Origin of the sequence: Candidatus Acidulodesulfobacterium acidiphilum, assembly GCA_008534395.1 — a bacterium.
Taxonomy (GTDB): Bacteria; SZUA-79; SZUA-79; order Acidulodesulfobacterales; family Acidulodesulfobacteraceae; genus Acidulodesulfobacterium_A; species Acidulodesulfobacterium_A acidiphilum.
Map to the genome: position 1 here is coordinate 1 of SHMQ01000059.1, position 5,463 is coordinate 5,463.

6 protein-coding genes, 1 tRNA gene and 1 pseudogene are annotated in these 5,463 nt (G+C 33.6%); 2 read left to right on the plus strand and 6 right to left on the minus strand.

Annotated elements, in window-relative coordinates; translation table 11 throughout:
• The 3 genes from EVJ48_10180 to EVJ48_10190 all read right to left on the minus strand — a co-directional run.
• Positions 1–980, minus strand: a 980-nt coding sequence (locus EVJ48_10180; protein RZV36634.1) for an HD domain-containing protein, incomplete at its 3' end; no start/stop codon positions are given.
• A 300-nt stretch (positions 981–1,280) separates the two neighbouring features.
• Positions 1,281–1,472, minus strand: coding sequence for a hypothetical protein (locus tag EVJ48_10185; GenBank protein RZV36635.1), 192 nt, complete (start codon positions 1,470–1,472; stop codon positions 1,281–1,283).
• A 366-nt stretch (positions 1,473–1,838) separates the two neighbouring features.
• A complete protein-coding gene (locus tag EVJ48_10190) occupies positions 1,839–2,651 on the minus strand; it encodes a hydroxyethylthiazole kinase (protein ID RZV36636.1) in 813 nt (270 codons plus the stop codon).
• A 422-nt stretch (positions 2,652–3,073) separates the two neighbouring features.
• Here EVJ48_10190 and EVJ48_10195 point away from each other — a divergent pair.
• Positions 3,074–3,149: transfer RNA gene (locus EVJ48_10195), tRNA-Gly, on the plus strand.
• Positions 3,150–3,250: 101 nt separating this feature from the next.
• On the opposite strand, the pseudogene EVJ48_10200 reads toward EVJ48_10195, so the two are convergent.
• The 3 genes and pseudogenes from EVJ48_10200 to EVJ48_10210 all read right to left on the minus strand — a co-directional run bounded on the left by EVJ48_10200 (position 3,251) and on the right by EVJ48_10210 (position 3,925).
• Positions 3,251–3,479 (minus strand): annotated as a pseudogene (locus tag EVJ48_10200) (type II toxin-antitoxin system HicA family toxin).
• Positions 3,476–3,676 carry a type II toxin-antitoxin system HicB family antitoxin gene (locus tag EVJ48_10205; protein ID RZV36638.1) on the minus strand — a complete coding sequence of 67 codons (201 nt, stop codon included), beginning with the start codon at positions 3,674–3,676 and terminating at the stop codon, positions 3,476–3,478. Before EVJ48_10205 ends, EVJ48_10200 begins: the two are co-directional and overlap by 4 nt.
• A gap of 18 nt (positions 3,677–3,694) precedes the next feature.
• Positions 3,695–3,925 (minus strand): hypothetical protein, encoded by a 231-nt coding sequence (locus EVJ48_10210; protein ID RZV36639.1) that lies wholly within the window; start codon positions 3,923–3,925, stop codon positions 3,695–3,697.
• Positions 3,926–4,405: 480 nt separating this feature from the next.
• On the opposite strand from EVJ48_10210, the gene EVJ48_10215 reads away from it, so the two are divergent.
• On the plus strand, positions 4,406–5,463 hold a 1,058-nt coding region (locus tag EVJ48_10215), incomplete at its 3' end, for a type I restriction-modification system subunit M (protein RZV36637.1).

Genomic DNA, 5,463 nt, shown 5'->3' on the forward strand with positions numbered 1-5,463 from the left:
ACAATGCAAATTCTGCCGGAAATAGGAATATCTTCTCCTTTAAGTCTGTTCGGGTATCCGTATCCGTCATATCTTTCATGGTGGGACAAAGCTATTTCCGCTCCGAATTTCATAATTTTAGAATCCGAACCGCTAAGTATATCATATCCTTTTACTGTATGCGTTTTCATTATTTCAAACTCATCGTCGGTTAATTTTGCAGGCTTTAGCAATACATAATCCGGAATAGATATTTTACCTATATCGTGCATAGGCGAAGCTTCTAAAATATCTATCTGAAAATCGTAGTCAAATCCCAAATGTTTCGCAATTATCATGCAGTAATAAGACATTCTTTCAATATGGGCTCCCGTATCTTCGTCGCGGAATTCGGCTATGCGCGACAGCCTTTTAATAAAATCGTCGCCAAGTTTTTCCTTTTCGTTTATTTCTTTACTGTAATAAGCTCTTATAACTAAGGTAATATCCAGATTTATAATTTTTTGTATGGAGTTGACGATATTCAGAATTTCTTTGTGCGAAAAGCCGCGTTTCGGCAGTTCGTCTTTTATAAAATAGATAATTAAAGATAAGAAATAAGAATAGCTTCCCATAAAAACGTTAAAGGGTATATTGACGTTTAAGTGGGTAAGACCAGTGTTAAATCTGAGAGCAAGATAATTGTCGTCGTACTTTAAGGAAAAAAGCTCTTTAAAATACGATGTATGCACTTTTCTTAAGTGTTCCACAAGTCCGGGCTTTTCAAGCATAATATCTTTCGTTTCTTTAAATTCAAGCAGATGGTCGTAAAATTTATCTATAAGGAAATCCATATTTTCAATAATCAATGAATTTATTTTTGAAAGATTTTCTAAATCGTTTTCGGTGAGTTCTAAAAATCTGTGTTCAAAATCTATGGATTTTGTAGAGAAGATATCTATAATTTTTTTTTCAATACTCGGTTTTAAATTTGCGTCTTTAATTGTTTTTAAAAGCTGCATATTCACCCCCACCGATATTTTAAATAAATTATTTAGGTTAATTTTTTTTCGGCAACAGATTTTCCATGTTTATAATTATTATATATTGCGCTTATTTTTCAATAGTTTGATGTTATTTATATTGTTAATTTATATTTTTATAATTATACATATTTTATTATAATAAATCAATGTTTATAGGGATGCCCAATTATACAGACCTCGAATTTACGCTATTTTGAGAAAAGCTCTTTGTATATTTTTATTTTTTCTTCGGAAACGGAATATCCTTTGTTAGTTTTTTGCGGGACGGGGCATAATTTAGGATATATGCAGCGAACGCTCGTAATAAGGCAAAAGGTAAGACGGTAAAACGTTATAACTGCCTGAATTATAAAACTCTATCATAACTTTATTGAATTCCGGTTTTACGGCTATATGGTAAGACGAATTAACGGCATCTATTTCGTTTAAAGAAGTATTTAATTCTGAATCTATATTTTCTTTATTCATTTACGGCTCTATTTAGTTTTTATGTTTTATAGTAATACACAGCCTTTTTATTTCGGTAAAAAGATAACATTTTTATTTTGGTTTGACGCAAATTAATTTAACAAAATTAATTTAACGACTTGAAATTTCAAAAATATGCGTTATAATTAAAATAAGAAAAGAAAATAAATTTTAAGAAACAATACATCACAATAAATTATAATAATATCTTTTTATGCAGCATGCCGCCGTCAGTCAGTTTAATGCTTAACTTTAAGCACATTGGACGTTAAAAACCAGTGACTGCTACGGCGGTATTTTTATAAATTAAATATAAATAAAATTAAAATTTTCTGTCATTACGATTAATTGTTTGTTCTAGTAGTATTATCGACAAACTTCTTCAAAATTTGCGTACTTATGAAGAATATCGGAGTTGAAACTTGACAGATTATTAAAAAATTCAACCTGAAAAGAACCTGAAAGTTTTGATTTTGAAGCGGCAAGTTCTCCGCATATTCCTATTAAAACTGCTCCGGTTAAACTTGCCTTAGCGTAATTTTTGTCTATTGCCGCAAAAGCGCCCATAACGGAAGACGATATGCAACCTGCGCCGGTCATTTTAGTTAAAGCGGCATCGCCATTTTTGACGGAAAATACGTTAGAGCCGTCCGAGATAATATCTTCTTTTCCGCTGATACAAACCGTAGAGGAAACTTTTAAGGCTAATTCTTTTGCTAAACCTATTTTATCTTCCACATGCCCTTTTGAATCCACCCCTTTAGTTTCTAACTTAACGCCGTAAAGATTTGCTATTTCGGATTCGTTGCCTCTTATTATCGCAAGCTTAATATTTGAAACTATCTCTTTAGAAGCATCGTTTCTTAAACCGCTTGCCCCTGCTCCGACAGGGTCGAATATCACCGGAATATTTTTTTTATTGGCATATTTGCCCGCTAAAAGCATAACGTCTATTATGTCTTTAGTTAAAGTTCCGATATTTAAAACTAAAGCGTCGGATATGGAAATAATATCTTTCATCTCCTCTTTAGCGTATGCCATTATCGGGCTTGCGCCTATGGCAAGAAGAGCGTTGGCCGTAACGTTAGTTACCACTACGTTTGTAATATTGTGAACTAAAGGGTTATGTTTTTTTAAAAGTTCTAAATTTGACGATAGGTCGTTAACCGATAAATTCATATAAAAGTATATCTAAATAGTAGTATATAATATTAAAAGATATATAAAATTTAGGATAAATTAAATTAAATTTAATGTAATGTAAATTAAATCACAATTTAACGCTTTCGGCGGACTTTTAAATCTCGTTGCGATTAATTTTACATTTTTTAATATATTATATCATATATTCTTAATAAATAAGCTGCCATTAATACGATAAAAGATAGAATTATAGAATTAATATTCCTTACGACTATAAATATTTTTAATTTACAAGCGAGAATATGTTATAATTTTATTAATTAATTAAAACGATTAATGAAATAAAAATCAAACTGACACGGAATTTTAAGCGGTTTCCTTCTCTCTCGCGTTTTACAATTTTTTATTTTTATGATATAAATATTATGATATAAATAATAAACAGCAAACACGTAAACGCGGGCATAGCTCAGTTGGTAGAGTACAAGCTTCCCAAGCTTGGTGTCGCGGGTTCGAACCCCGTTGCCCGCTCCATTCAAAACCGCAGTAAGTAAGGCACTTAAGGCAATATACCGCATTGACATAATTTCTAAATTCTTATAGTGGGAAAAAAATAATAAAATTGACGAAAAATACTACTTGATAAGCTTGAAAAATTCTTCTTTTGTCATTTCAATATCGGTTAATATTTTCGACAAAAGGCCCCCTGCCTATCGTTTCACCGGAGTGGACGGGGACAACGGTTGACCTTCCGTCTTTATGGGAAAGAAAAACATGACTTCCTTTTTGCCTTTTTTCGATAAACCCAAGAGTTTTAAGAAAAGAAATAAGTTCCTTGCCGGTCAATAAAGGAAGCTTGCTCATATTGCAATTTTTTGGACGTCAATAAAATTAACGGCAGGATATCCATAACTTTTTTCCTCAAGATAAAGTTCTATCGCTTCTTTAATTCTATCTCTTAACTTATCTATAGACTTAGCTTGAGTATGGCATCCGTGTAATTCGGGAACGTCGGCAATATAATATCCGTCTTCACCGCCCCGCCGTCGCGCAGGAGCAATTCCCCGTTCGGCCTACAGTTAGATGAAAGTGTTGATTTTTCCTCTTTGGCGGCCGCATTTGCACCAGATTCCCTTCATCATCAGAATATTTTCTTTTCCGGGGGCTGTGACCACATGCCCCTTCGTTAATTCAAAAACAACGTGAGCCGATTCCTCCCTGCGGAGTCCGTATGCTGCTTCGAGGCGGAGGGCGGCGGCTACTTCGGGATACTTTCCCGATTCCAGCTTTTTTAAAGAATTTTCGGAAATAACGGCGGCAAAATTTTCGTTATCAACATTTAAACCATTTCGTCATGGGACGCTGATTTCACCATTAGTAACATTGACTAAAGCTATATTACCGCTTTTTTAGAGATTTGTCTTACTGCTGTAGCTTTATTCTCGATAGTGCCGGCACTATCCCTATCCCCTTTTGTGAAATCCCAAATATTTTTTTTAACAATATTTTTTTTAACAATTGATTCTTTTAATTAAAAATTTGATATTATATAATATTGGTAAAGTAATAATGGTCAACCAGTCTGGTAATTAAAATAATTTACAGTATTTGTTTTTAATAAATGCGGTTAAAAATAATAAAAATTAGTTTATTGGACTATTTTACTAAATTCAAATAAATAGATATTTTTTAAAATCTATGTGTCTGACATAAATAGATACCAAATATAAACTGTAATGTTAAAAATAATAATGAGGATTGCAAAATAATTTAAAATAAACAGGAGTATCATGTCTGAAGAACAAAAAAGGCTTTTAGAGCAATCCCTTTGGGCTATAGCGGATTTACTAAGGGGCAGAATGAATGCCGACGAGTATAAAAACTACGTATTGGGATTTATATTCTTAAAATATCTTTCCGAAAGGCAGGAAATTTATGCGGACGAACTGCTTAAGCGGGATAAAATAAAATATACAGACCTTATAGATGAAACCCCCGAAAACGATGAAATAGTTAATTTAATTAAACAGCAGAGTATTGAAAATAAAGGCTTTTTCTTAAAGCCCAATCAACTTTTTTCATACATAGTCAGAAAAGGCAATAAAGAATTCGGAAGCGATAATTTTATTATAGAAGATTTAAAAAATATTTTAAATTCTATAGAACAGAATACCGTAGGGCATGAAAGCGAAGAAGACTTTATAGGATTGTTTGAAGACGTCGATTTAAGTTCCGCAAAACTCGGTAAAACCGAAAAAGAGAAGAACGATACCGTCATCGAGATACTATCAAGACTTAACAGGATAGATTTTAACTTGACGGATGCCAAAAGCGATGTTTTAGGCGACGCTTATGAATATTTAATAGGGCAGTTTGCCGCAGGCGCCGGCAAAAAAGGCGGAGAGTTTTATACTCCTTCTCAGGTTTCCAGAATACTGTCCCAAATTGTAACAGCCGGTAAAGATAAAATAAAATCCGTTTACGACCCTACCTGCGGTTCAGGTTCTTTGTTAATCCGCGTTAAAGATTATGCCGACGTTTCAGAAATATACGGACAGGAACTTAACAGAACTACATACAACCTTGCCAGAATGAACATGCTTTTGCACGGCATTAATTATACAAAATTTCATATAAGGCAGGGCGATACGTTAACAGACGACTATTTCCCGGATTTGAAAGCCGAAGCCGTTGTTGCCAATCCGCCTTTTAGCGCAAAGTGGAAGGGGGACTCCAATCCGCTGTTTAAGACTGACGAAAGGTTTAGTAAATACGGAAGCTTAGCTCCTAAAGACAAAGCCGATTATGCTTTTGCTACGCATATGATTCATCACTTAGCCGATAACGG

Excerpts from the sequence above, each read along its gene's own strand:
- EVJ48_10190 (RZV36636.1), bottom strand. The coding sequence starts at position 2,651 with ATGAATTTATCGGTTAACGACCTATCGTCAAATTTAGAACTTTTAAAA.
- EVJ48_10185 (RZV36635.1), bottom strand. The coding sequence starts at position 1,472 with ATGAATAAAGAAAATATAGATTCAGAATTAAATACTTCTTTAAACGAA.